21 protein-coding genes are annotated in these 24166 nt (G+C 57.1%); 11 read left to right on the top strand and 10 right to left on the bottom strand.

What is annotated here, in order from left to right:
• Positions 1-217: 217 nt before the first annotated feature.
• The 4 genes from PVT68_RS00235 to PVT68_RS00220 form a co-directional block, all read right to left on the bottom strand.
• Entirely contained in the window at positions 218-526 is a 309-nt protein-coding gene (locus tag PVT68_RS00235; protein WP_280320571.1) for a DUF6122 family protein, read from the bottom strand.
• A complete protein-coding gene (locus PVT68_RS00230) occupies positions 526-1200 on the bottom strand; it encodes a GntR family transcriptional regulator (RefSeq protein ID WP_280320570.1) in 675 nt (224 codons plus the stop codon). Before PVT68_RS00230 ends, PVT68_RS00235 begins: the two co-directional genes overlap by 1 nt.
• A gap of 79 nt (positions 1201-1279) precedes the next feature.
• Positions 1280-2389: a hypothetical protein gene (locus tag PVT68_RS00225; RefSeq protein WP_280320569.1), complete on the bottom strand. Its 1110-nt coding sequence runs from the start codon at positions 2387-2389 to the stop codon at positions 1280-1282.
• A gap of 25 nt (positions 2390-2414) precedes the next feature.
• On the bottom strand, positions 2415-2855 hold the full coding sequence (locus tag PVT68_RS00220) for a VOC family protein (protein ID WP_280320568.1): 441 nt from the start codon (positions 2853-2855) through the stop codon (positions 2415-2417).
• 89 nt (positions 2856-2944) lie between these two features.
• Between PVT68_RS00220 and PVT68_RS00215 the strand changes: the two genes are divergently transcribed.
• Together PVT68_RS00215 and PVT68_RS00210 are read left to right on the top strand one after the other, a co-directional pair.
• Positions 2945-4123: a hypothetical protein gene (locus tag PVT68_RS00215; protein WP_280320567.1), complete on the top strand. Its 1179-nt coding sequence runs from the start codon at positions 2945-2947 to the stop codon at positions 4121-4123.
• 61 nt (positions 4124-4184) lie between these two features.
• Positions 4185-4907, top strand: a complete 723-nt coding sequence (locus PVT68_RS00210; protein WP_280320566.1) for an SIMPL domain-containing protein — start codon at positions 4185-4187, stop codon at positions 4905-4907.
• 111 nt (positions 4908-5018) lie between these two features.
• Here the strand turns inward: PVT68_RS00210 and PVT68_RS00205 are convergent, their stop codons facing one another.
• The 3 genes from PVT68_RS00205 to PVT68_RS00195 form a co-directional block, all read right to left on the bottom strand.
• On the bottom strand, positions 5019-6341 hold the full coding sequence (locus PVT68_RS00205; protein WP_280320565.1) for a metal-dependent hydrolase family protein: 1323 nt from the start codon (positions 6339-6341) through the stop codon (positions 5019-5021).
• A gap of 142 nt (positions 6342-6483) precedes the next feature.
• Positions 6484-9327, bottom strand: coding sequence for a M16 family metallopeptidase (locus PVT68_RS00200; RefSeq protein ID WP_280320564.1), 2844 nt, complete (start codon positions 9325-9327; stop codon positions 6484-6486).
• Positions 9328-9540: 213 nt separating this feature from the next.
• The gene (locus PVT68_RS00195; protein WP_280320563.1) at positions 9541-10617 is read right to left on the bottom strand and encodes a Glu/Leu/Phe/Val dehydrogenase dimerization domain-containing protein; all 1077 of its coding nucleotides are present in this window, start codon (positions 10615-10617) and stop codon (positions 9541-9543) included.
• 365 nt (positions 10618-10982) lie between these two features.
• On the opposite strand from PVT68_RS00195, the gene PVT68_RS00190 reads away from it, so the two are divergent.
• From PVT68_RS00190 to rdgC, 5 genes are all read left to right on the top strand, one after another.
• Entirely contained in the window at positions 10983-12953 is a 1971-nt protein-coding gene (locus tag PVT68_RS00190; RefSeq protein WP_280320562.1) for a VacB/RNase II family 3'-5' exoribonuclease, read from the top strand.
• Between the two features lie 125 nt (positions 12954-13078).
• Complete coding sequence (locus tag PVT68_RS00185) at positions 13079-14542, top strand: aminoacyl-histidine dipeptidase (protein WP_280320561.1); 1464 nt, start codon at positions 13079-13081, stop codon at positions 14540-14542.
• 117 nt (positions 14543-14659) lie between these two features.
• Positions 14660-15127 carry a Cys-tRNA(Pro) deacylase gene (gene ybaK / locus PVT68_RS00180; protein ID WP_280320560.1) on the top strand — a complete coding sequence of 156 codons (468 nt, stop codon included), beginning with the start codon at positions 14660-14662 and terminating at the stop codon, positions 15125-15127.
• A 45-nt stretch (positions 15128-15172) separates the two neighbouring features.
• Entirely contained in the window at positions 15173-15811 is a 639-nt protein-coding gene (locus tag PVT68_RS00175) for an HAD-IA family hydrolase (protein WP_280320559.1), read from the top strand.
• A gap of 145 nt (positions 15812-15956) precedes the next feature.
• Positions 15957-16946 (top strand): recombination-associated protein RdgC, encoded by a 990-nt coding sequence (rdgC, locus tag PVT68_RS00170; protein WP_280320558.1) that lies wholly within the window; start codon positions 15957-15959, stop codon positions 16944-16946.
• 72 nt (positions 16947-17018) lie between these two features.
• Here the strand turns inward: rdgC and gndA are convergent, their stop codons facing one another.
• Positions 17019-18539 (bottom strand): NADP-dependent phosphogluconate dehydrogenase, encoded by a 1521-nt coding sequence (gndA, locus tag PVT68_RS00165; RefSeq protein ID WP_280320557.1) that lies wholly within the window; start codon positions 18537-18539, stop codon positions 17019-17021.
• Positions 18540-18690: 151 nt separating this feature from the next.
• Between gndA and PVT68_RS00160 the strand changes: the two genes are divergently transcribed.
• The 4 genes from PVT68_RS00160 (at position 18691) to PVT68_RS00145 (ending at position 21790) form a co-directional block, all read left to right on the top strand.
• Positions 18691-19827, top strand: coding sequence for a PaaI family thioesterase (locus tag PVT68_RS00160; RefSeq protein WP_280320556.1), 1137 nt, complete (start codon positions 18691-18693; stop codon positions 19825-19827).
• A gap of 94 nt (positions 19828-19921) precedes the next feature.
• Positions 19922-20485: a PH domain-containing protein gene (locus PVT68_RS00155; RefSeq protein ID WP_280320555.1), complete on the top strand. Its 564-nt coding sequence runs from the start codon at positions 19922-19924 to the stop codon at positions 20483-20485.
• Between the two features lie 41 nt (positions 20486-20526).
• Positions 20527-21303 carry an esterase/lipase family protein gene (locus PVT68_RS00150; protein ID WP_280320554.1) on the top strand — a complete coding sequence of 259 codons (777 nt, stop codon included), beginning with the start codon at positions 20527-20529 and terminating at the stop codon, positions 21301-21303.
• Positions 21304-21367: 64 nt separating this feature from the next.
• A complete protein-coding gene (locus PVT68_RS00145; protein ID WP_280320553.1) occupies positions 21368-21790 on the top strand; it encodes a hypothetical protein in 423 nt (140 codons plus the stop codon).
• Between the two features lie 44 nt (positions 21791-21834).
• Here the strand turns inward: PVT68_RS00145 and PVT68_RS00140 are convergent, their stop codons facing one another.
• Together PVT68_RS00140 and PVT68_RS00135 are read right to left on the bottom strand one after the other, a co-directional pair.
• On the bottom strand, positions 21835-22842 hold the full coding sequence (locus PVT68_RS00140; protein ID WP_280320552.1) for a tryptophan--tRNA ligase: 1008 nt from the start codon (positions 22840-22842) through the stop codon (positions 21835-21837).
• A 143-nt stretch (positions 22843-22985) separates the two neighbouring features.
• Positions 22986-24089 (bottom strand): tRNA-queuosine alpha-mannosyltransferase domain-containing protein, encoded by a 1104-nt coding sequence (locus PVT68_RS00135; protein ID WP_280320551.1) that lies wholly within the window; start codon positions 24087-24089, stop codon positions 22986-22988.
• Between the last annotated feature and the right edge of the window lie 77 nt (positions 24090-24166).

Below are 24166 nucleotides of genomic sequence, written 5' to 3'. Positions count from 1 at the left end.
ATAACACTATGAACAATGACGAACAATATAGTCACGAACGGACTGCCACCCTGCTAGCAACCTGAGGTAAAGCAGACGACATTCAAAAATTGGGAAAAGCCAGCGATGGCAAAAAAGCGGATTTGAGATGGGGGACGCGCCCCCGGGTGAACGCATTCACCCCGGAGAAGCTTATCCACAAAGCGCGGGCCCACCGTCAGGCCCGGGATAACAGCGGTCAAAAACCGCAATCGATCGCGTCCAGCAGCATATGACTGACCAGACCAATACCGAGCCAGCGTACCGGCTTCCAGGGCAGGAACATCATGGCGCCGTAAAAAGAAATGGGAAACATGGTGTGCAGCGGGTGGAAATTGATGCTGCAGCGGTTGGGGTCGTATACCGGCGAAGCCAGCAGGTGGTCCAGGTCCACCAGATTGGCGGCCAGCATAAACAACGCGGCCTTTTTCCACTCGCTGCGAAAGAAAAACCAGGCAATCGCCAGCGGAACCAGCAGATGCAAAACAATATGGATATAACTGAACATCAGGTCGGCAACAACTCTTCTGCGGAAATGGACCCCAGGCCCTCTTCGATATCCTGGCGGATAGCAGCGCGCACCCCCAGCTCATCCTTGCTGGCGATGGCCTCGATAAGATCGCGATGGCGATCCGGCAGTTCCTGCACCCCGAAGCGCTGGAACACCAAATGCTGTAATGGCGCTGTCTGCAGCCACAGGCTCTCGATCAGTGACAGGATGATATGGGGACGGCCGAGGCGGTAGAGGGTGAAATGAAACTCCAGGTTAGCGGCGACATATTCCTGGATATCCTTGCGTTCCAGTGCAACGGTGACTCGATCATCCAGCCCCTGCAGGGCCGCCAATTCGTCATCCCCGACAAACGGTAACGCCTGCACAGCCGCCTGACACTCCAGAGCCACCCGCGCCGCGCAGATTTCGTCCAGTTTTTCCCGGGTCATACTGGGCACGGTTACCCGCCGTGTATCCGAGAGTTCCAGCGCGCGTTCCGACGTCAGCCGGCGCAGAGCCTCGCGCACAGGCATCGGACTGCAATCCAGCTCTGCCGCCAGGCCGCGGATCGTGATGGCTCGCCCCGGCAAAAACTGGCCCCGCAGGATGGCGTCGCGCACCTGGTAGTACACCCGCTCCTGGGTAGTGCGGAACTCCTCCTGCGGCTCGATAAACTCGGCGTCTTTCATAAGCTTGTATGGCCGGATGCTACGTATAATTCTGTCCGCTCGGGGCTCTCTTGGGGCTCGCTAAAGGACCCTCCCCCCATCAGGCAGACATCGCCAGGGCCAATTTATGTGGCGCCTGATTGCCATTGACGGTAATTAGTTCGTCGGCAATTGCGCCAGTTTGCCACATTTCGAAGAAATCCTCCGCTACCTGTTTACCCGCTTCGGTCACCCCGTTCCAGTAGCGCAACCGCTCTTCTGCAGAAAGCTTGATAAAGTCGTCGCGGTCCGGGATCTTGCCGTAGGGCAGCCTGGCAACCCAGGCAGGCGACGGCGCGACCAGAATCACATTCTCCATGGCGCCACCGCGTACCCAGCGCCAGCGGAAGCTCTTGTCGAACCAGCCAGGCACCATATAAGGGAAGAAATGGGGATACAGGACCAGTCCCTCCGGGTGTTCAAAGCCCAGATCAAAGTGGTAGTCGGTGATGCCCCCGTCCCGGTAATTCCCCTGCGGCGCCCCGGCGGGGGTCGGCACCCCGGCCATCACCAGCGGGATGGAACCGCTGGCCAGCACCGCCGGGCAGACATTGTCAGCGCACAGCGGCGTGTTGACGGTTGAGAGATTGCGAAAAGACACGGATGGCGCATTGCCAGCGTGGAACACCACCCGATCCCAGAATGCCCGTAGGCTGCGGCGGCTGACCGCGTTGGCCAGTGCCGATGCCAACAGCGCCGGCGCCAACAGCGCCTTTTTCTCACTGGCAAGCGGACCGCGCCCGCGCACCGTGACGAAGTGACTGCGCCACACCGGATTTTCGGCAACCTCCTCCGCCCCACGCTCTCCCAAAACTTGCAGCAGAATCTGCTCGCCTTTGGCAGTTATTTCCGCAGGTGTGGGCTTATCCGTCGCGTAGGTCTGATTGATATAGCCGTATTCCAGGGTTTCCAGCGCCGCCATGGGATTGGCTGTGGCATAACACATATTACGGAAGCTGCCGATAGACGATCCCAGGGTTGCGATGGGACTGGTTCGACCGCGGAAGAACTCACCAATCAACACCCGGTCCAGCTGGCTGATGGCCAGCCATTTCGGCCCACCGGACGCGCCGACCAGAGTGGAAATCATCTCCTGACGGAGGCCTTCCTCCCTCACCCGGCGCGCGGCATTGGCGCCGGCGAGAATCACACAACTTCTGTTTTTTTTCACAGCCACAGCTTCACTCACCCGTCTTTTACCACTCGCCCGTGTTTTCCATTGACGCCCAGGGTTCCTGCGGCGCGAGTGCATCACCCTTCTGCAACAATTCGATGGAGATATTATCCGGAGAGCGTACAAACGCCATATGTCCGTCCCGCGGCGGGCGGTTGATGATTACCCCCATGTCCATCAGGCGCTGACAGGTTTCATAGATATTGTCCACCCGATACGCGAGATGGCCGAAGTTACGGCCGCCGGTGTAGGCCTCGGGATCCCAGTTATAGGTCAATTCCAGGCACGGCCGCGCGTCGCTGTCGGCACTACCGGAATCGCCCGGAGCGGCGAGGAAGACCAGCGTGAAACGACCTTTCTCATAGTCGTTGCGACGGACCTCGTACAGGCCCAGCTTGTCACAATAAAACGCCAGAGATTCCTCAAGATCGGTGACTCGCACCATCGTGTGCAAATATTCCACTGCAACGCCTCCTTAGCGGGATTACAATCCCGGTACACCAATAATTCGATGACCACTTTAGTCATCTCAGAAAAAGTTACCAGAGCGAAATGTATCAAAAATACTATCGACAATTTTTACAGGCTGCTCAAAAAGCGGCCTCTGTGGGCTGCGACCTGCCGGTTCTGCACATGGCCTGCCACTCCCATCACTACTGGGCTGACGTAACCCGGGATGCAATAAACGAATACTGGCTGGACGCCGCGCAACTCGCAGACAACAAATGGGACAAAATTTTCGCGGAAAAGATACCCGCCTTCCAGCGCTCTATCGCCCGAGCCCTCAGTTTACCCGCACCAGAACAAATCGCCCTCGCCCCCAATACCCATGAGCTGGTATATCGACTGATCAGCAGCTTCGACCTGTGCCAGCCCCTGCGCATTCTGACCACGGATGGCGAATTTTACAGTGCTGCCCGCCAACTGCTGCGACTGGAAGAGCTTGAGACCGTTGAAGTAACCCGCATCCCTACCCAACCTTTCGACACCCTGGCGCAACGATTCGAGCAGCAGCTGCAAACCGGGCACTATCAGCTGGCCTACGCCAGCCAGGTCTTCTTCGACTCCGGTGTCGCCTTCCCGGGACTACTCGAGCTGGCCGCTCGCAAACCAGAGCATACCCAGATGGTGATCGACGGCTATCACGCCTTCTTCGCCCGCCCCACCGACCTGAGCGCCATCGCCGACAAGGTGTTTTACACGGCGGGCAGCTACAAGTATCTGGGTGCTGGCGAGGGCATGTGCTTTATGTCCATTCCCCGAGGCTGCAAGCTGCGCCCTCTGAACACCGGCTGGTTTGCGGAGATGGCAGAGCTGGAAAACCGCGCGGAAGGTGTGGGTTTTGGCAACGACTGGCTGCGCTTCGCCGGCGCTACCATGGACTTCTCCCCCCTGTATAAAGCGCTGGCGGTCTTGTCACTGTATGAGCGTGAAGGCATTACCGTGGAGACAATTCACGAATACGTGCAGGACAACCAGCAGCGCTTCCTCGCCGCCATGGATTCCGCTCAGCATCCACTGCTGAACAGAGACAACCTGATTTACCACGATCTCCGCGATGGTCACGGCCACTTTTTCACCTTCCGTTGTGGTAGCGCTGAAAACGCAGAAAAACTGCAGGTCGAACTGCGCAACAAAAATGTCCTGTGCGATCGCCGTCAGCAACTACTGCGTCTGGGCTTTTCCCTGTACCACCCACAACAGCAAACCTTCAGCCGCCTGTTCACCTGAAGTTCATGTTCAACCGTCAACAATGACTACAGATGTACCACTGGCAATATAAGGATTCGCCATGCATAAATCACTGAAACTATTTTCTGCCAGCCTGCTCGCAGGTCTGCTTGCCTTTACCAGCGGCTGCGGAAACGACGCAGATACGCATTCATCCGGCACACTGATTTCCATCTCGGCCCAGGGCGAGGCCAGTCAGGCACCGGATATTGCCAATATATCCGCAGGTGTAGTCACCGAAGCCAGCGAGAGCAATGCCGCCATGCAAGCCAATGCGGTACAGATGGAAAAATTGATGAAGGCCATCAAGCGCGCCGGAATCGATGATAAGGATGTACAGACCAGCGGCATCAACCTGATGCCCCGCTATGAGTACCAGCCAAATCGAGCTCGAGAGATCACTGGCTATCAAGCGCATAACACCGTGAATATCACTGTGCGCAAGCTGGATGAACTGAGCAACGTCATCGATGCTCTCGCGGCAGAAGGCGCAAACCAGATACACGGCCCCAGTTTTTCCATTGGTGAGCCAGAACCGCTATTGGCAGAAGCCCGTCAGAAAGCGCTGAAAATGGCGCAGGCACGTGCAGAATCCTATGCGGATGCCCTCGGCACAAAGGTGCTCAGAATCGTCAGTATTTCCGAAGGTAGTCACGGCGGCATGCCGCGACCGATGATGCGCGCAGAAATGTCTGCGGCCAAAGACAGTGCCAGTACCCCGGTCGCGCCCGGTGAAACATCGGTTTCGGTCAATCTCGAGCTGGTTTTCGAGCTGGCAAAATAAACCCCAAAGGCGTATCACCGCAGAACCCGCGCACTGCGCCGACTCTGCGGTGATACAACAATCACAACCCTCACTAATCCCCATCCGATACGATGTGCCACAGGATCGAATCTAGTTCGGTTGCTTGTACACCTTGCCGCCCTTCATCACAAACCGCACCCTTTCCAACGCGGTAATATCCTCCAGTGGATTGCCTATCACCGCCACCAGGTCCGCCCATTTACCCGGTGAGACACTACCCAGCTCATCCTGGGCATTTAGCAGTTGTGCCGCATTCCAGGTTGCGGAGCGGATAGCATCAGCCGGCGTCATACCACCCTGCACCATCAGCGAAAACTCTTTCCCGTTATCACCGTGGCGACTGACTCCGGTATCGGTACCGAAAGCAATCTTTACCCCCTTGCGATGCGCCCGACTAAAGGTGTCCTGAATCAACGGCCCAATTTTGGCTGCTTTGGTGCGCACCATGTCCGGGAAAAAACCATCCACCGTGGCCTTCTGGGTAACCCAGTCCCCGGCCATCAGGGTCGGGACATACCAGGTACCATGCTCCAGCATCAGCGCCATGGTTTTCTCATCCATATAGGTACCGTGCTCAATGGAATTTACTCCCGCACGAATCGCCCGCTCCATACCCTCCTTGCCGTGGGCGTGAACCGCCACGGTAAAACCGTAGTCTTTTGCGGTGGCCACGATAGCCTCCAGCTCGTCCGCCATAAACTGAGGATTCTCGCCACTTTTTGCCACACTCAATACACCGCCAGTCGCCGTGATTTTGATGAGGTCAACGCCGTCCTTATAGCGCTGCCGCACCGCCTCGCGCGCACTGGCCGCACCGTTGACCACACCCTCTGCCGGACCCGGGCTGCCCATCAGTGCATGGCGGTAGCCGTTAGTAGGGTCTGCGTGGCCGCCAGTGGTGGCAATGGACTTACCCGCGGTAAATACGCGCGGTCCGACAATGTCCCCACGGTTGATGGCATTGCGCAGACTCACGGTCACATTCGCGTTATCGCCGAGATCACGCACAGTGGTAAACCCGGCCAGTAGGGTACGCTCGGCAGTATTGACTGCGCGCAGCGTGTAATCCGCCGGGTTCCAGGTAAAGGTTTCGGTGTAGGTACGCGGACCGTATTCGTACGCCAGGTGGGTATGCATATCCATCAGCCCCGGCAACACCGAAAAAGCACTTAGATCAATAACCCGCTCGCCAGCACGCCGGGTAAACCCGCGCTCCACGGATTCCACCTTGCCATCAACGATATGTACAGTGCGCTTTTCCAGCAGTCGACCGTTTTCGCTATCGAACAACCAGCCGGCGTGTACGGCGATATCCTCTGCCGCAACCCTGGCAGAGGTCACAAGCAGAAAAATTGTCAGTAAGGCGTGGGCGAGAACCACGCTTCGTGAAGTGAGCTTCGGTAATGCAAACATGACAGATCCAGCGTATTGGCCCGGCGAAAGCGCGCAGCCCTTGTTATTGATAGTTTTTTGACCACGTCAATTTACCCTAATCCCGGCCCATAAAAAAAGCCCGGTTACAGAACCAGGCTTTTTCAGGTTGAGCTAGCGCGGTTTATTGCTTGCTGGGCAAGACCTCCACCGGACCAATATCCAGTGCTTCTATTTCTTTCTGTATCTGCTCGAGATCACCGACCACCAACCAGGTAAATTGGTCGGGAGCGAGATATTCCTTCGCTGCCGCCTCCACGGCATCTCGGGTCAGGGCACTTACCCGTTGCGGATAATCGGCAATGTATTCCGCTGGCAACCCCTTCTCCACTTGCCAGCTGATACTTGAAAGCAACTGTCCTTTGGTCTGAAAACGTGCACTTTGCTTCAGTATTTCGTCGTCCTTGTAGTCTGCAAGCTCCACCTCCTCGATGGGGCGGCTGCCGAGATATGCCCGGTACTCTTTTAACAATTCGGCCATAGAAGCGGCGGTTTTGTCGGTCTGTACCGGTGCAAACACGATATACGGGCGTTGTGCTTCAGTATCCATCGAGACTGCGCGGGCACCATAGGACCAGTGTTTTTCTTCCCGCAAATTCATATTGATGCGGGAAGTGAATTTGCCGGCGATGGCCGAAGCCATCGCATCGAAGGCCTCCGCCCCTTCTGGCTTCCAGGGCGGCATAACCAGTCCCGCCATGATATAGCTCTGCTCGGCACCGGGACGATCCAGCAGATAGATCCGCGCTTTTTGCGGACGCTCTACCGTGGGTATCGCCAATTCGGGCAAAGACTCTTTCGGTGCATGCCAGTGACCCAGAGTTTGATTCAACAGCGGCTGGATTTCCTCTTTGGTCACATCCCCAACCACGACGAGCTCGGCATTGTCCGGGCGCAGCCAGGTCTTGTGAAAATTCACCAGGTGATCGCGGGTGATCGATTCAATGGCCTCTGGTGTACCTGAGCCGGTGAGTGGCGCACCGTAAGGGTGATCCTTGCCAAACAGCAGTGGCGGCAATTCTCGAAGAGCCAGCCCCTGGGGCTGGGCCTCTTCCTGCTTGATTGAGTCAAGCCAGTTGGACTTGACCCGTTTCAGATCTTCTTCGGAAAACAGCGGGTCGGAAATGACATCGCGGAAAAGTTCCAGGGAGGGTTCCAATTGTGTTTTCAGCGCGGAGAAACTGAGGGAATTGAAATCAAGTCCACTGCCGGCACTAATGCTCGCACCCAGCTCCTCCTCGCGGGCACTGAACGCCAGGCTGTCATATCGCCCCGCCCCCTCGCTCAGCATACGTGCTACCACCGAAGCCAAACCGGGCAGGTCGCCGTCCGCAGAAGCCCCGCTTCGGTATTGCAGAGTCATAAATACTGCCGGTGTATCGTGCCGTTCCGCCAGTACCACTTTGAGTCCATTTCCCAGTGTAAATGTCTGCTGCTTCGGCAACTCCAGTTCTACTGTTTTATCCACTGCCGGTAGCTTGTTGCGATCAACGGGTTTCCCGCTCACCTCAAACTTTTCTTTGGGGCGGATGACCAGGGTAAAATGCTCAGGCTTCAGCCACTTGCCCGCCACTTCCTGCACATCCCTTTCCGACACATCGGCATATTCGTCGAGCGACTTGAGTAATGCCCCTGGATCACCGTAATAGAATTCGGAACGCGCCAGGAGATCGGTTTTCCCACCAAAGCCACCGATTTTCTCCAACCCTTTTACCAAACTGGCAAACTCGCTTTGCTTGATCCTGCGCAGTTCATCGGCACTGACACCGGTGTGGGCAAACTCGCGCAACTCTTCATCCAGCAGTTTTTCGACCTTTTCAACGGAATGTCCCGGTTTGACATCCACCATCACAAATAACTGCCCGGCAAGCTGGCGACCGTAGTAGAAAGCGCTCACGCTGGTAGCGACCTGTTCATCACGTACCAACCGCCGGTATAGCAGTGAATTTTTGCGATTGGCCAGCAGTGAAGTCATTAAATCCAGGGCATTTTCTTCCTCACCGCCAACCGCCGGTACATTCCACACCTTGTAGATCCGGGTTTGCGGCACCTGGTCGGTCATTTCCACACGCTTGTTGACTTGCGTGGGCAGCTCCCAGTTTTTCAGTTCTTCAGGTACTGAGGTACTGGGTATATCACCGAAATACTGCCGCGCCTTGGCCATAGCCTTTTTTACGGAAATATCACCGGCGATGACCAGAATTGCATTGGCGGGTTGGTAATAATCGGTGAACCACTGTTTTACATCCTCCAGACTGGCCTGATCCAGATCGTCCATGGAGCCGATAGTGGTCCAGGAATAGGGATGGTCTGAAGGAAAGGTACTGGTGGCGATCACATCAAAGGCTTTACCGTACGGCGCATTCTCCCCCTGGCGCTTTTCGTTTTTTACCACATCGCGCTGCTCATCCAGTTTTTCCTGGCTGATGGCGCCCTTGAAATGCCCCATCCGGTCAGACTCCATCCACAGCGCCATATCCAGCGCTCCGACAGGGACTGTCTCAAAATAATTGGTGCGGTCATTATTCGTAGTGCCGTTCATGTCCGTGGCACCGGAACGCTGGAACGGTTCGAAATATTCTCCCGGGAAGTTTTCCGACCCATTGAACATCAGGTGTTCAAACAAATGCGCAAACCCGGTCTTGCCTCGACTCTCATCCTTGGAGCCCACCTTGTACCAGATATTAATCGCCACCACCGGCGCTTTGTGGTCTTCATGAACGATTACGGTAAGGCCATTTTTGAGTGTTTCTTTGTGAAATGGCAGCCCAATTTTTGGCGCCTCTACATAGGCCTCGTTGCCGTGTGCCGCCTCTTTACTACTGGCGGCAGCTTCTTTGTCAACCATGAGTGCTTTGTGGTGCTCTTCGTGCCCCACCTGGTTGTCATTTTTTTCACAGCCCGCTAAAAATCCGGAAAATATCAGGGCCGCCAGGGCCAAGCGTCCCGACGCCAGTTTCAAATCCATTTTCACTAATCCTGATCTTTTGTTTGTTCACCCGCCTGCCTGGCGGATTGCGCGTACATATCTGCTTCGCGGAGAAAATTTGTTCACAATTTTCACGGCCGTAATGAGCGATGAAATACCCAGATAAAATACACTGCAGCTCCTGCCGGCTTAGTTTAGGCAAAAAAAACGGGCGCCGTAGCGCCCGAGGTAATTGGCTTGCTCTCCACTGTATTAGGCAGCGGCAGAGTTCGTCGAATTCAGCGTATCTTTGTGGCCAAAACGCTCTTCGGCAATACGGTCCGCCACGAGAGCGGTGGTTTCGCCAGATTGGTCCGCGCGCTCAAAAACTTCCTGCAGCGTAGTGCCGATGGTTTCAATATGGGCCTTCACCTGATCCGCGTTGTATTCGCCCAGCTGCTGATAATACACATCGATGATACCGCCGGCATTGATCACATAGTCAGGCGCATAAAGAATGCCCTTGTCTTTCAACATCTGCGCGTGGCGCGCCTCCGCCAGCTGGTTGTTGGCGGCACCGGCAATCGCACCCACTTTCAGGCGGCTGATCGTGTCATCGTTGAGGATGGCGCCCATAGCACAGGGCGCAAAGAGGTCAACGTCCAGGTCAAAGATCTCGTCCGCAGAAACCGCGGTAGCGCCCAGCTCGTTGACTACGCGATCCACGTTGTCCTGAAAAATATCGGTTACAAACAGTTCTGCACCGGCGTGTTTGAGCAGTTTTGCCAGGCGGAAACCGACGTTGCCCACCCCCTGTATGGAAACTTTGAGGCCATTCAGGTCAGTGCGTCCCCAGCGGTGCGCTACCGCGGCCTTCAGCCCCACAAATACACCATATGCGGTGGAGGGAGACGGATCACCGCCATGCTCCTGGCCGGCAATGACGCCGGAAACATATTCACTGCGCTCGCCGATGATTTTCATATCGGCAACGCTGGTACCCGAATCCTCCGCAGTGATATAGCGTCCTCCCAACGTATTGAGAAAGTCGCCCATGGCGCGCAGCAGCTCCGGAGTCTTCTGCTTGCGGGGATCGCCGATTATGACCGACTTGCCGCCACCCAGCTTCAGACCGGCCATAGCTGACTTGTAAGTCATACCTCGCGATAAACGCAGCACGTCATTTAGAGCCTCGGCATCATCCGCGTAGGGCCACATGCGGCAACCGCCGAGGGATGGCCCCAGATTGGTATTGTGTACCGCGATAATCGCTTTCAAGCCGCTTTTGGCGTCGTGATAGAAAGCAACTTCTTCGTGATTATCGTAAGCGGGATGGGAAAAAACACTCATAAACATTCCTCTCCGGAGGCCGGTTGTTCCTCGGTGCCAGACGCGGCCGATTTTGTCGGCTCTATCCGCGACCGTGCTTTATTCTAGATCCCGTAGCATATAGCCACTCGTGACATATGAACATTGCGTTCTTTGCGCAGACCCGCAACACAACAACCATTTTATCCCATCTAAAATAAAATATTAGGATAAAACAACCAACGAACCCCGCTTCCCTTCCTGATCCCCCATAGCCGCCCTCTTTGCCCATCCCAATTTCTGGCGCCTGCCAGCCCCGCAGGCAGTTTCAAACTGGTCTGTAATCTGACGTCTGGTAGAATCCGCGCCCAAATCGATCTCCACCCGTGTTTCTCAGAGAACCCTTCATGCTTAATGCCGATGCCCTCAAACAGCTTTCCCAGCTGAAATCCGATATCCGCTCCACCAAAGAATTTGCCGAAGGCCGCGTGCGCGGCAGCAGCGGAAAATTCGGATTCGTGGTGCTGGATGACGGCCGCGAGGCATTCCTGCCACCGGCAGAGATGGATCGGGTATTCCCCGGCGACCGGGTGCGCGCAAGCCTGACGGAAGAGGAAAACGGCAAGCTGTCCGCGGAGCTGGATTCGCTGATTGAATCAGACCTCAAGTACCTGGTAGGTCAGTACATTCAGCGCGGCCAGGGTCACTTTATCCAGCCCAGTGACAACGCCCTGTCTCGCTGGATTTTTTTGCCACCCAAAGCCCGTAGCTCCGCTCAACCCGGCGATTTCATCGCCTGCAGTGTGACCCGCCACCCGTTCAAGGACGGCAAATCCCAGGCAAAGGTCGAGAGCGTTATCGGCAAACCGGACCTGGCGGGCATCGAGCACGCCTTTGTGGTCGCCCAGTACCGTTTGCCCAACCAGTTCAGCAAGGCCGCCCTGGAACAGGCGCAACAGATTCCCGAACAACTGGAAAGCCTGTGTGGCGACCGCAAAGACCTGTCCTCCCTGGGCTTTGTGACCATTGATGCGGAATCCACCCGGGATATGGACGATGCGCTGGCAGTTAGCGAGTCCGAAAATGGCTGGACCCTGCATATTGCGGTCGCCGACCCTTCGAGCCTGATCGCCACCGGCACTGCCCTCGATAAAGACGCCTACCAGCGAGCCAACAGCGTTTACCTGGCCGGCGAAACCCTGCCCATGTTGCCTGCGAATCTGTGCGAAAACAGCTTTTCCCTGCTGCCCGGAGAACTGCGCCCGGCACTGGTGATGCATGTTGCGGTGGGCAAAGACGGCGCCCTGAATGGTTTCGAGTACGAGTTCGCCGCGATCCGCTCGCAACATAAACTGAGCTACCAGCAGGTAGCCGCATTTATCGAAGGTAACGACAGCGCCGTGCCAGCAGAGCAGCAGGAACAGCTCCGCAGCCTGGGTGCACTCAGCAAAGCGCGCGCCGAGTACCGCGCCGGTCACTCCCTGATCATGGAGGACCGACCGGATTACGAGCTGATCCTCAACACACAGCGCAAAATCGAGCGCATTGAAAAGCAACCCCGCACCGCGGCCCAGCGGATGGTGGAAGAAGCCATGCTGGCGGCCAATTTCAGTGCCGGCGAAAAACTCGCGCAACTCGGCGCTGGCTGCTTTTCCGTACACCTGGGGTTCCGCGACGAGCGTATGGCCGAGATCCGCGCGCTGCTGAAAGAGGTGCTGCCAGAGTTCGCCGAGCAGGATCTGCACCAACTTGATGTTTACCTGAAACTGGTAAAACAGCTGGAGTCCCACAGCGATACTGCCATGCACAATGTGCTCGCTGTACTTAAGCGCATGTTGCGCCCGGGAGAGTTGAGTCACAGTGCCGCGGCCCACCTGGGACTGGGCATTGCACATTACGCTACCGTCACCTCCCCGATCCGCAAATTCAACGATCTGCACAACCATCGCGTTTTGCGCGCAGCACTGGAAGGTAATGATCTCCCGGCGCTGAATGAATCTGCCAGCGGCGAACTGCAACAGAGTGTCAGCACTGGTCGCCAGGCGGACAGAGCACTACAGCAATGGCTGTATTGCCAGTACCTGGAAAGCAAGGTGGGTGAAATATTCAGCGGCCAGATCACCCTGGTGAACGGTGCCGGTATCGGCGTGCGCCTGGAAGACAATGGCATCAACGGTTTTGTGCGCTTCAACAGCAAAAAGCAGCCGTTCGAGTTCGACGGCAAACACCTGCGCATTACTCGCGGTGAAGAGTCCTTCCAGCTGGAGCAGCAGGTACAGGTAAAGCTCAGTGCCGTGGATACCGAAAAACGTCGCATTGCTTTTGAGCTGGTGACGGATGAACTGGCAACTGAAGCTGCACCTGCCACCAACGAATAAACGAATAAAAGCTCAGGCGCGGAACCTCCGCGCCGAACTATTTCCAGACTAAACTTCCAGCCGCAGCGCCAAAAGCCTGCGGCCGTTTCCGGCCCTGACCCTAGGCCCTGTTGCAAGGAAAAACCATGTCAAGTATTGCTGAACTGAACCCTGCCCCGCTGTGGAAACACTTCGCCAAACTGTGTGAAATCCCTCGCCCGTCCAAGCACGAAGACAAGGTGGTGGCTTACATTGTCGACTTCGCCCAAAAGCGCGGGCTCGACGCCAAGCTGGACCAGATCGGCAATATCATCATCAAAAAGCCCGCAACCCCGGGTATGGAAAATCGCAAAACCCTGGCCATGCAAAGTCATGTGGACATGGTGCCGCAGAAAAATGCCGACACCGAGCACGACTTCCTGACCGATTCCATCAAGCCCTACATCGACGGCGAATGGGTCACCGCTGAAGGCACCACCTTGGGGGCGGACAACGGCATCGGTGTTGCGGCCATCCTGGCGCTGCTGGAATCCACAGATATTCCCCACCCCGCCCTCGAAGCCCTGCTGACGATCGACGAAGAGGCCGGCATGACCGGCGCCAAACACCTGCAACCGGGCCACTTTGAAGCGGACCTGCTGCTAAACCTGGACACCGAGGACGAAGGTGAACTCTACGTGGGCTGTGCTGGCGGCGTGGACGTGAACGCCGCCCTGCCCTATGTCCCGGAACCGGTGCCCGCCGACCACCGAGCGTTCAAGCTGAGCGTGCGCGGCCTGCGTGGTGGCCACTCCGGTCTGGATATCGACAAGGGCCGCGGCAACGCCAACAAGATTGCCAACCGTATTATCGACACAGCCCTCGATGAAATTCCCGAATTGCGTATCGCAAGCCTCGACGGCGGCAGCCTGCGCAATGCCATTCCCCGCGAGTCATTCACCGTGATCACGGTACCCGCGGACACGACGACACACCTGCTGGAAATTGCCACTCAGGCCATCGGCGCGGTCAAAGCTGAACTGGATAACGAAGAGCGACTGGATATTGCCCTGGAAGAAACAGAGGCGCCGTCGACAGCTATCGACCGGGACAGCCAGCTGAAACTGATTCGGGTCATTCGCTGCTGCCCGAACGGCGTGGAACGTATGAGCAGCGCACTGGAAGGAATCGCCGATACGTCCAACAACCTGGCACGGGTGGTAACCGAAGAGGTAGATGGCAAACACCAGATTCGTATTCAGTGCCTGGTACGCAGCCTCTCCGACAGTGCCCGCGATCAGCACGGACGCAACGTGGCCGCTGCCTTCCAGCTGGCAGGCGCAGAAGCTTCGCTGGACAATGCCTACCCCGGCTGGACGCCCAATATGCAGTCGCCGCTGCTGGCACTGATGAAGGACGTATACCGCGAAATGGAGGGCGTTGAGCCCGAAGTCAAAGTGATCCATGCGGGCCTGGAGTGCGGCCTGCTGGCGAAACCCTACCCCAACTGGGATATGGTCTCCTTCGGCCCCACCATCCGCCGGGCGCATTCGCCGGAAGAGCGGGTGCACATACAGAGCGTGGCGAATTTCTGGGACTATTTCATCAGGGTGGTTGCGGCAATTCCCTGACGACTAACCGCTGTTACGCGTTTTCATATCGAAAAGGCCCGACAGTATTGTCAGGCCTTTTTTGTAATTCCGTCACAATCGGGGGAGAATATCTGAAACCTGACAGGAACATTGGGCATGACTCCCGCCATCAATTGCGCCAGCAAAGCGAAAATTACCTATCGCATCCACGAATACGCCCACGATCCGTCGGCGGAGTCCTACGGATTGGAAGCGGCAGAAAAACTTGGGCTGGATCCCCAAAAGGTATTCAAGACGTTGGTAGTCACACTGGATGGAAAATCCCTGGTGGTGGCCATCCTGCCAGTAGAAAGCCAGCTCAACATGAAACTTATCGCCCGGGCTGCAGGTGCAAAAAAAGCGGCCATGGCGGACAAAAATGAGGTCATGCGCTCGTCCGGCTATGTACTCGGGGGTGTAAGCCCTCTGGGGCAAAAAAAACTTCTGCCAACATTTCTGCACATTTCCGCAGAAGCGGAGCGGACAGTCTTTGTCAGCGCCGGTCGGCGTGGGCTGGAAATTGAACTGGCTCCCCGGGACCTGCTGCAACTGACCCGGGGCCAGTTTGCAGAGCTGGTGCTTTAACGCATTTTCATCAAGGATTTGCAGGCGAAATCGAGGAGAAAAATATTGGCCGACTACGAATGGCTGCTGTTTGACCTGGACGGCACACTGAGCGACCCCGCCGAGGGTTTCATCAACTCCATGAACCACGCCCTCGAGTTTCACGAATTTGCCCCTCGCCCCGCCCGTGAACTCACGCCTCACATTGGCCCACCATTGGAAGATTCCATGGCCCACCTGAGCGGCAGTAGTAACCAGGTGCTGATTCGCTCGATGGTGGACAAATACCGTGAACGCTACGGCGAGACCGGTTACGCAGAAAATGCGCTCTACCCCGGCATCACCGAAATGCTGGAGCACCTGAGCCGCAACGACAGTATTCGCCTCGGTGTCTGCACATCCAAGCGTGCGGATTTTGCCAGCAGAATTCTCAAGCAGTTCAATCTGCACCACTATTTCGAGTTTGTCAGTGGTGGCGACGTGGGCATCACCAAGGGGCAGCAGCTGGCACAGCTACTCGCGGAAAGTCGCATCAGCACCCAGGCCCTGATGGTTGGCGACCGCCACTTCGACCTGAGCGCTGCACACACAAATGGCCTCCACGCCGCGGGGGTGCTCTGGGGGTACGGCTCCCGGCAGGAACTGGAGGCACATAAGCCCGCCTACCTGTTTTCCGATCCCTCGGAGATCAGCGCACAGTTTTGAGGGGGCACCGGACAGAGCGGGAACAGCGAAGATGACTACCTGTTCCCATTCGACTGCTCCGTCACTGGCCCATCCCCGGCGGTTGCCGCATAATGCGCGCCCGCTTCAACGATCCCGATAAATCCGACAACAAACGGCCTGCTGTATGTGGTTTAAAAACCTGCGCGTCTATCGCCTCACTCGCGAATTCACTCTCTCTGCTGAAGAACTGAACGAACTGCTGGAACCCGATACCTTCGTCCCCTGCGGCAGCCAGGATATGGCCCGTTACGGCTGGGTAGCGCCACTGGGCCGACACGGCAGTGCGCTGGTGCACGCGGCCAATGGCTACCTGATGGTGTGCGCGAAAAAGCAGGAAAAGGTCATTCCCGCAGCGGTGGTGAACGAAAAGGTCGAGGAAATGGCCCTGGCCATCGCCGACAAAGAGGCTCGCAGTGTGGGTCGCAAGGAGCGGCAGAACCTGAAGGACGAAGTACTGCTGGAAATGCGCCCCAAAGCCTTCGCCCGCTCGCGCCTGCAGTACGCCTACATCGACCCCAAAGACGGCTGGATTGTGGTCAACGCCTCATCTGCGAAGGCTGCGGAGGAACTGCTGGAAAACCTGCGCGAAGCGATCAGCAGCCTGTCAGTGGTACCGCTCACCGCGAAAAATATTCCCCAGCAATCCATGACCCACTGGCTCACCGCACCGGAAGCGCCGGCCAATTTCGAGTTCGGCCACGAGTGTGAACTGAAAGACCCGCAGGAGTCCGGCAGTGTCATCCGTTGCAAGAACCAAGACCTGTGCGCGGAAGAAATTCACAATCACCTGGTCGCCGGCATGCAGGTGCACAAGTTGGGGCTGGTCTGGCGCGATGGCGTTGAACTGATGGTTGACGACCAGTTGTCGATCAAGCGCCTCAAGTTCAGCGATGCGGTGACAGAGAAAGCCGATAACGTGGACGCTGACAGTGCGGCGCAACGCTTTGATATCGAATTTTCGGTGATGACCCTGGAAATTGCCGCACTGCTGAAAGACCTGTTGCAGGCTTTCGGCGGGCTGAATACCGACACTGCCAGCGTCGACGAAATTGTCGCCCGCGCAACGCAGAGCGAGCGCGATCAACAGCTGGCAGCGGAAGTCGAGGAAATTTGATGGACATTGGGAGCCTGCTCCCCTGATCACAAAAAAGGCCGCGATTTCGCGGCCTTTTTATTTTTACATTTCTCAGACCTTCTTAATTGGTCGCGCGGCTTCGCCCCAGAGCACGTGGTACTTCTCCTGCTCCGGTCGATCCACCCGTGAGAAGGTGTGCGCGCCGAAGAAATCCCGCTGCGCCTGCAGTAGATTGGCCGGCAGTGATTCACGGCGGAAGGCGTCGTAGTAGCTGAGTGCCGAAGACAGCGCCGGTACCGGGATACCACCGATGCTGGCATCCGCTACCGCTCGGCGCCAGTTACCCTGATGGCTGGCAATCTGCTCCACAAAAAAATCATCCAGCAGCAGATTGGATAGTTTTGTATCACGCTCATAAGCGTCGCTAATGGACTGCAGGAACACCGCGCGGATAATACAGCCCGCACGCCAGATACGCGCGATTTCCGCAAATTTCAGTTCCCAACCCTGCTCGCGGGCGGCGAGCTTCATCAGGTCAAAGCCCTGCGCGTACACACAGATTTTTGCGCAGTAGAGCGCATCGTGCAGTTGCGCAATGACTTCGTCGCGTTTGTCTTTGGCCACTGGTACCACGTCAGGTCCCACCAGTTTTTGCGCCGCACGGGTACGCAACACCTTGCGCGTCGACAGAGCGCGGGCAAACACCGCCTCGGCAATACTCGGCGCCGGACAGCCCAGTTTCAGGGCGTCCACGGCGGTCCACAAACCAGTACCTTTCTGGCCGGCGCGATCGAGAATCATATCCACCAGCGGTTTGCCGGTGACAGAATCCGGGGTATCCAGCACTTCCGCACTGATGTCGATCAGGTAGCTGTTGAGAACCCCCTTGTTCCACTCGCGGAATACTGACGCAATTTCCGTTGGCGTCATTTCCAGGGCGCTGCGCATCACGTCGTACACTTCGCAGATCATCTGCATATCCGCGTATTCGATACCGTTGTGCACCATTTTCACGAAATGACCGGATCCTATCGGGCCGATATACGCGGCACAGGGCTCACCTTCGGTAACCGGATTGCCAGGTTCAAAACGCTCGATGGGCTGACCACTGACCGGGTCCACCTTGGCGGCAATGGCGTGCCACACAGGCTCGATTCGCGCCCACGCATAGCGGTCCCCGCTGGGCATGAGCGACGGTCCGAAACGGGCCCCCACTTCACCGCCAGATACCGCAGTGGTGAAGAAGATCAGCTTGCCTTCGTAGCGCTTGCAGCGCTCCACGGAATCGGTCCACAGACTGTTGCCGGTATCGATCACGATGTCGTCGGCCTGCAGGCCTGCGTCCAGCAGTTTGTTGCACACGTCATCCACCGGCGCGCCTGCGGGTACCGAGAGAATCACCAGATGCGGCGCCTTCACTCGCGACAGCAGCTCGGTGTATGAATTGCACACTTCCACCCGCGCCGGCTGCTCGCCCCGCTCTTTGGCGTCCTGCTCCAGCAGCGCGTCGAGGCGCGCGCAATCCAGGTCAAACGCGCATACGCGGTATCCGTTGTCCGCAAGGTTGAGGATCAGGTTTTTCCCCATGACACCCGCGCCGATAAACCCGATATCGCATAGTGAACTGGACATGTATTTCTCCGAAAGCTGGCACATCTGAAAGCGCGCGGAGTATAGCAACCTACGCCCTTTCCCGGGAGCAAAATGGACAAATTGGCTGGCACAAACCGCGCACATTACCATCCATACACTTACCTGTTTTGTGCCGGGGTGCGGACGCGATATGGCTTCGAAACAACGAAAAATAGCGGATATCACCGACGAACCCCACCGTGGAGCCATTGGAGACCTCAGGGTGCTGCAGCAGCCGGGGCTGGAGACCTTCAGAAAATTCACGCACCAGGAATTACCCGCACCCCCGGTGTGGCGCCTTACCGGTATCCAGGCCACCGAAGTCGGTCTCGGCTCAGCGACCTTTTCGATGCCAGTTACCCCCTGGCTCGAGGATTTTGTCGGTGTCTACTGGGGCGGGCTCTACGCACTGTTTGCGGATTCACCACTGGCGGCGGCCATCTGGACCACCCTTCCCCAGGGAAAAGCACTCTCCACCTCCGAACTTACCCTCTGCTATGTGCGGCCCATGAGCGCTGAAACACCAAACATCATCGGCCGTGCGAAAACCGTACATTCGGGCAGCCAGGTCGGACTGTCCAGCGTGGAAATTCTCGATCATCAGGGACGGATGCTGGCGTTTGGTAGCTCGCGCTGCCTGATCAGCGACTTTCCCGTCGACAAAGATGCGACGTTTCCAGAGCCTGACCTGGGGCCCACCAACGGTCCCGACCCCTATCAGCGCCCGCCGCCAGAGGCGCATGTGGAGGACCTGGCAGGGTTTGGTACCGTCACCCCGATCCAGTGTCAGCGGGACACCATTCAGGGAGGCGGCACGCACCCGGTGTGGCATTTCACTGGCTACCGGGTACGGGCCGTCGAAGATGGCTACTGTGAGGCCGCACTGCCCTCTTCACCCTGGTTTTCCAACGGTAATATCGTGATTTACGGAGGAATGCTGGCCTGGGCCGCGGATTTCACCATGGGCGCCGCGGTGTACTCGACGCTGCCTGCCGGTGATATTTTCGCCACCCTGGACCTGCATATCCGCTTTATGCGACCAGCGGCGTTAGACGATGGCGATATCATACTCATCGGTCGCGTACATCATCGCGGCAAACAGCTGCGAGTAGCCTCCTGCGATATTGTGAATGCACAGGGAAAACGCCTCGCCATGGCTACCGCCTCGGCCCTGTTGATCCCCGATGGTGCAAGGCAGATCAGTCAGGGGCTGCCAGCGGAACGCATCATTGCCCACGCCACGGAATCCATGGTGCGACAATACGGCCAGCGAACGAGCAGTCATTAATTCTGCCGTCTGGGTTACAATCTACGCAATCAATCCCTGCAAACAATGTCACCGAAAAATAACTCCAGAAACTCCGGTTACCCACTCAGAAACCATGCCGAACAATCCGTCCAAGCAACCGTCCAAGCCATCATCCCACGCACCGAATGTTGTTCCCGCCGTCAGGTTTTCCGCGCCCTGGGGCCGGCAGCTCAAACTAATCACGCTGCTGGTCAGTATGGTGCTGTTTGGGGTCAGCGCACTGCTGATTGCCAAGGCACCGGAGCACCCGCCAACCATGTATCAAATCGGGATTTTGATACCGCCGCTTACTTTTATTTTGTCCGCCCTGTTTACCGTGCGGGGGTATGAGCTGCAGAACGACCGACTGCGAATACGCCGGCTGGGTTGGAGCAACCGTATCTCACTTCAGGATTTTTCCAGCGCGACCTATGAACCAGAGGCCACAGCGGGATCCATCCGCCTGTTCGGAAATGGCGGCCTGTTCAGTGTTACCGGGCTGTTTCGAAACCAGAAGCTCGGGCGCTATCAGGCCTTCGTGACTGACCCGGCGCAGTCTGTTGTCATTCGCCTCAAAACCAGAACCCTGGTGGTAACGCCTGACCGGCCACAGCAATTTGTGAGCGCGCTCGCGCCTTACACCGATACTGACCGGTAACCAGCAGGCCACCTAAAGGAAATAAAAAGGAATTTGCCCCAATGGAAATTCATTCTGTGCGGATTCATCCCCGCAGCATCCGGAAGCTCGCTGCCGCCTTATTGTCCGCGGCCTTTTTGTCTGTATTCACCATTCCGACCATTGCCGCCGACTGCGTGATCCTGCTGCATGGGCTGGCGAAATCCGACGACTCCATGAAAAATCTGGCAAGGGCCATCGGCGATGCGAAGTTCACCACAGTCAATGTCGATTACCCCTCTACGGAGCTGCCCATCGAAAAGCTCGCGGGCCCTGCAATTGCACCGGCGCTGGATCGCTGCGCGACACTGCGAACAGAAGAAACGGACCAGGTGCATTTCGTCACCCATTCCATGGGTGGCATTCTGGTGCGCCAGTATCTGAGCAAGGTGAGCATCCCGAACCTCGGGAGAGTGGTGATGTTGGGTCCGCCCAATCAGGGTAGCGAAGTGGTGGACAAGTTGGGGCAATTCCCCGGCTTCCACTTTATTTTCGGCGATGCCGGGATGCAGCTGGGCACCGGTAACCTGAGCATCCCCAACCAACTGGGCGCCGCCACTTTTGACGTGGGGATCATCGCTGGCACCAGGAGTATTAACCCCCTGCTTTCAACCCTGCTACCGAGCACCGATGATGGCAAGGTCACGGTCGCTCGTACCCGCCTCGAAGGAATGAACGACCATTTGGAAATGCCGGTGACCCACGTATTCATGATGAAAAACCCGGGGGTCATTGAGCAGGCGATTCACTATCTGCACCACGGCTATTTCAAGCGAAAAGTGGACGAGACTGCCGAATGACGGATCTGGTGCACTCGAGCCTACACTGGAAAGCCGGTTCAATCAGGTTTCCAGAGAGTTTCCCGTGCAGACGCCCTATTGGCTGATATTCTCACTATTGTGGCTCCTCGCCATCGGCTGGCAGACAGCGGTTCACAGCGCTGAATTGGAGGCACAGGTACGCGTCCAAAACCCCGACAATCACCACGGCGTGCGGGTAACCGCTACCATTAGTGGCCAGCAGACCATCGAATATCTGATCGACGCAAAAACCGGGCAATCCCTGGCTCTGGACATACTTAGTAACAATGCCCGGGCGGCCTACCGGATTACCGCTCCAGCCGCGCCCCGCGCGCTCCACAAAGGCCACGGCCAACAATCCAGCTATTCCGTTACCCTGCCCCGGGACGGAACATATCGTGTGTTGATTTATTTGCAGGACAGTGCCGCGTCGGCAGGGGAAAGTGCGGAGTTTGCGTTGAGTTTTCAACTACGCAACCCAGGGTGAGAAAAAAACGCCTGGGTCGCGCCGCTTTAACAAGCAGGGGGTGATCAGCCGATCTTGCGAATGCCAACGGCCTCGCGCAGCTTGGCCAGGAAAGGCCTGGAATAAGTCCGCGCCTTCTCCGCACCTTTTTCCAGTTCTACCTCGATCTGGGCGGGATTCGCCAGCAGTTCGTTGTAGCGCTCGCGAGCCTCACCAATCTGGCCGTTGATCAATTCAAACAACTGCTTCTTGGCTTCGCCCCAGGCGATTCCCTGTTCAAAGGCGGTGCGCATTTCTGCGGTCTGCGCTGGAGTAGCAAAGGCCTGCCAGATCTGGAATACGGTTGAGGTATCCGGATCTTTCGGCTCACCGGGTTCCAGCAGGTTAGTCTTGATCTTGTTGATATGCTTTTTCAGCTGCTTTTCCGGCAGGAACAACGGAATGGTATTGCCGTAGCTCTTGCTCATCTTGCGGCCGTCCAGTCCCTGCAGCACCGACACATGCTCGTCAACCACGGCTTCCGGCAGTGCGAAATGCTCTCCGTAGTGATGGTTGAAACGCTGGGCGATATCCCTGGCCATTTCGATGTGCTGTACCTGGTCCCGTCCGACCGGCACCTTGTTGGCATTAAACATCAGGATGTCCGCCGCCATCAGGATAGGGTAACTGTACAAGCCCATGGTCACACCAAAGTCCGAATCCTCACCGTCGGCACGGTTGGCATCCACCGCCGCCTTGTAGGCGTGGGCGCGATTCATCAGCCCCTTGGCGGTTTGACAGGTCAACAGCCAGGTCAGCTCCGGAATTTCCACAATATCGGACTGACGATAGAACACGACATTGTCCGTGTTCAGCCCCAGAGCGAGCCAGGTCGCGGCAATTTCGAGCGTTGACTGGTGCACCAGAGCAGGGTCCTGACACTTGATCAGCGCGTGATAATCCGCCAGAAAATAAAAAGAAAGATTGTTCTCTTCCTGACTGGCCGCGATGGCCGGGCGGATAGCGCCCACATAGTTACCCAGGTGGGGAGTGCCGGTGGTGGTAATACCGGTAAGTACGCGCTGCTTGCTCATAAATCCTTGCTGTTCCGTTCTTGGCTAATTTGGCGATCTACTTGCAGTTGCTGAACAGGTTCGACCACCCGTTTCAGCACCCTGCCTGGACCCCGGAGATGTTCGGGGCGAATGATACCTTGTTCCCGCCAGAGGTTGTACGTTCAGGCCGGGGTGGCGCACTGTACCAGTGCATCGCGGTACTCCGTGCGCATCCGCGACCAGGTCATATGAGATACATCCGGTAGCGGACGTTCGCTACCCGCCTGTACCCGCTTCGCACACTGCACCATTGCCGCGCTCAGGTTGGCCGCACAGGACTCCACATCGTCGGAGTAGCGCCAGCCGGTGCGTCCGAACCATTCCGGATAGGCCAGGTTATCCGGCACCAGCGGCTGACACCCTGCGGCTACGGCCTCCAGCACTGCCAGTCCCTGAAAATCATGACGCGCGGTAGAAATCACCCCATGGCTCTGGCCCAAAAGACGTCGGTAGTCCGCCAGACTTTCCTGATATCCCCAGGCACCCATTGCCCCCAGTTTTCCGAGCAACTTGCGGATATGGGCGAATTCCGAAGGTTGACGGCGAAACTGCTGGCCCACCATGTGTACCGTAAAGGGAATACCCTGCTTGCCAAAACGCCGTAGCGCCGCCAGTAAAATGTCCGGCCCCTTGTCATATTCCCAGCGATGGTTCCAGATAAAGGTCGGATGGGAACTTCTTTCCTGGGACACATCGAACGCCGCATTTTCCAATGGCACCGGCAGTACCCGGGATTTGTGCGCAATCTCCGCACAAATCCCCTTCGGCACAAAGTCCGGCAGGCGATGCAGCAAATCCGCGGCCCCCTCCAACAAGCTGGTGCGGTTGTACTCGGAGTTGAACAGCAAAAGGTCACCACACAGTGCGGTATAGATGTTCAGCAACTGAGGTTCTACCGAATCCACCGCTTCTTCACTGCGCGGGTAATCAAACTGGTTTTCGTGAAAATAGACAACCGTCGGTACCCGTGCCAGCTCCGGTACCAGGCCGCGCAGGGATGACAGGTCCGTCATTGAGGTAGTAACGACCAGATCCCAGGACTGACGTAGTACCGAGGCCGATTCGCCCCGCCCCCAGCTGAGGCTATTGCCGCGCACCCGCCAGCTGAAATAGCGGGGCGGCAGCGTCAAGACGGTCCATTGCCATTCAGGAATAGCGGCCACCAGGCCGCGCCGCCAGCGCTTGTGGCTGTCGGCATCGTAAGCGGAAAGCAAAAGCACTTTCACGGAAATTTACCTGCAAAAGTTATTTGCCCGGCCCAAGCGGAAAGTTCGGGTGGGAAATAAAGCACATAAGTGACGGG

Origin of the sequence: Microbulbifer bruguierae (assembly GCF_029869925.1) — a bacterium.
Lineage (GTDB): Bacteria > Pseudomonadota > Gammaproteobacteria > Pseudomonadales > Cellvibrionaceae > Microbulbifer > Microbulbifer bruguierae.
This window is presented reverse-complemented; position numbering and strand designations above follow the sequence as displayed.

What these genes read in the sequence shown, in the direction of transcription:
- PVT68_RS00215 (WP_280320567.1), top strand. Translation starts at nt 2,945, where the DNA reads ATGTATCAAAAATACTATCGACAATTTTTACAGGCTGCTCAAAAAGCG.
- PVT68_RS00200 (WP_280320564.1), bottom strand. Translation starts at nt 9,327, where the DNA reads ATGGATTTGAAACTGGCGTCGGGACGCTTGGCCCTGGCGGCCCTGATA.
- PVT68_RS00155 (WP_280320555.1), top strand. Translation starts at nt 19,922, where the DNA reads ATGCCGAACAATCCGTCCAAGCAACCGTCCAAGCCATCATCCCACGCA.
- PVT68_RS00205 (WP_280320565.1), bottom strand. Translation starts at nt 6,341, where the DNA reads ATGTTTGCATTACCGAAGCTCACTTCACGAAGCGTGGTTCTCGCCCAC.
- gndA (WP_280320557.1), bottom strand. Translation starts at nt 18,539, where the DNA reads ATGTCCAGTTCACTATGCGATATCGGGTTTATCGGCGCGGGTGTCATG.
- rdgC (WP_280320558.1), top strand. Translation starts at nt 15,957, where the DNA reads ATGTGGTTTAAAAACCTGCGCGTCTATCGCCTCACTCGCGAATTCACT.
- PVT68_RS00160 (WP_280320556.1), top strand. Translation starts at nt 18,691, where the DNA reads ATGGCTTCGAAACAACGAAAAATAGCGGATATCACCGACGAACCCCAC.
- PVT68_RS00150 (WP_280320554.1), top strand. Translation starts at nt 20,527, where the DNA reads ATGGAAATTCATTCTGTGCGGATTCATCCCCGCAGCATCCGGAAGCTC.
- PVT68_RS00140 (WP_280320552.1), bottom strand. Translation starts at nt 22,842, where the DNA reads ATGAGCAAGCAGCGCGTACTTACCGGTATTACCACCACCGGCACTCCC.
- ybaK (WP_280320560.1), top strand. Translation starts at nt 14,660, where the DNA reads ATGACTCCCGCCATCAATTGCGCCAGCAAAGCGAAAATTACCTATCGC.
- PVT68_RS00195 (WP_280320563.1), bottom strand. Translation starts at nt 10,617, where the DNA reads ATGAGTGTTTTTTCCCATCCCGCTTACGATAATCACGAAGAAGTTGCT.
- PVT68_RS00230 (WP_280320570.1), bottom strand. Translation starts at nt 1,200, where the DNA reads ATGAAAGACGCCGAGTTTATCGAGCCGCAGGAGGAGTTCCGCACTACC.
- PVT68_RS00185 (WP_280320561.1), top strand. Translation starts at nt 13,079, where the DNA reads ATGTCAAGTATTGCTGAACTGAACCCTGCCCCGCTGTGGAAACACTTC.
- PVT68_RS00210 (WP_280320566.1), top strand. Translation starts at nt 4,185, where the DNA reads ATGCATAAATCACTGAAACTATTTTCTGCCAGCCTGCTCGCAGGTCTG.
- PVT68_RS00235 (WP_280320571.1), bottom strand. Translation starts at nt 526, where the DNA reads ATGTTCAGTTATATCCATATTGTTTTGCATCTGCTGGTTCCGCTGGCG.
- PVT68_RS00190 (WP_280320562.1), top strand. Translation starts at nt 10,983, where the DNA reads ATGCTTAATGCCGATGCCCTCAAACAGCTTTCCCAGCTGAAATCCGAT.